2 protein-coding genes are annotated in these 1,446 nt (G+C 36.1%); both read right to left on the minus strand.

What is annotated here, in order from left to right; genetic code table 11:
- Positions 1 to 635 (minus strand): glycosyltransferase family 2 protein (locus BN587_RS00845; protein WP_044483889.1); only part of this gene is annotated, 635 nt, incomplete at its 3' end.
- A gap of 16 nt (positions 636 to 651) precedes the next feature.
- Positions 652 to 1,446 (minus strand): glycosyltransferase family 10 domain-containing protein (locus tag BN587_RS00850; RefSeq protein ID WP_303684770.1); only part of this gene is annotated, 795 nt, incomplete at its 5' end.

Below are 1,446 nucleotides of genomic sequence, written 5' to 3' on the forward strand. Positions count from 1 at the left end.
AAGGCAAACAGCGGTCTAAAAACAAGATCCTTGATAATCGAGCAAGTTTTCCCACGCTGTCTTCTATCCTCAGCGCCAATGCTGGCATACTTATTCATCTTCTCCAAGTATTCATCGAAAGAAGCATAGGTATAATGCTTAATATAACCCTTCAGCGTTTTTTCGGCGAACTTACCAACAGGACGCTCATGCACCTTGCCTTCCCATTTTATGCCCTTAGATGGGAACAAACGCACAACAGAATCAGGTCCCAACACACCATACTTAAAATCCCTGCCAAAAGCACTGTTGCGTCTTTCAAGCCTAAACATGGCTTCTTTACCACTAGCAGTCACCTTCGCAATGCTTTCTATCAGCTCGTCATTCATGCGTTCATCCGCATCCAGATATAAAATCCAGTCAGTATCTACATGCTGCAACGCAAAATTACGTTGTGCGGCAAAATCATTATCCCAAGCACGATAAACCACTTTAGCACTTTTTGCTTCTGCCAATGCAACAGTTTTATCTGTACTGCCAGAATCAACTATAAGCACTTTATCCGTAAGCTTCTGAGCATTTTTAATCGCATCAACAATATCCTTTTCTTCATTTTTCGTCAAAATTACTACTGTAAGGTTATCTACTCTTTCCATAAAACACCCTTATATATTACTCCAATATTTCTGCAAACTTTGCTTTTAACACAGCAAATCGTTCAATAATATATTCCTCAGCATATGGCAAAAGCTTAGGTTGGCTAATAAACTCATTATAATAATTCTCGTCTTCTTTCAAACGTCGAATCAGCTCTCTATTCGCTTCATTATCAGCGTCTTTTTCCCAAAATATTACGGCATCCTTATTAATCAGGCCAGGTTCCGGATTATTATTTGATCCATAATATAAAGGAATGCAGCCTGCAATAAAAGCATCAAAAATCTTCTCCGTAACATAATGCTCGGTATTATCATTTTCAGCACAAATATTGAACTTAAAGGTTCTTAAATACGCTTCCTTGTCATTATTAAATCTATCCCAAAGATCAGTAGTATTATTATGCCATTTACCAGCTAGCTTAACATCTAATATATCCATTACACCATTATACACCATCTCACGCGTACCTTTTTTATCATGTTTATTAATCAAAACACAATCGGATGTTTTTTTATAACTGCAGGTATTTATCTCCCGAATTCTCTTTACTATATCATCATCATTCATTTCCGGTTTAAATGTAGTCGTAAGCCAATAAGGAAAACGTAAATACTTATCCTCTTTATGTACACCAAAGCCCAATGCTAAATCAACATACTTCAAGCAATAATCCCCAAAATATAAATTTAACTTAGTAAATCTGTGCTCAACATCCTCGTTGGTAATAAAAACCTTGCAACCATCAAAATTATTACGAATGAAAAAAGGATTCCCTAATGGTCCAAAAAAATTAATCCTCTTTGTATT

Source organism: Phascolarctobacterium succinatutens CAG:287 (assembly GCF_000434895.1).
GTDB classification, from domain to species: Bacteria; Bacillota; Negativicutes; order Acidaminococcales; family Acidaminococcaceae; genus Phascolarctobacterium_A; species Phascolarctobacterium_A succinatutens_A.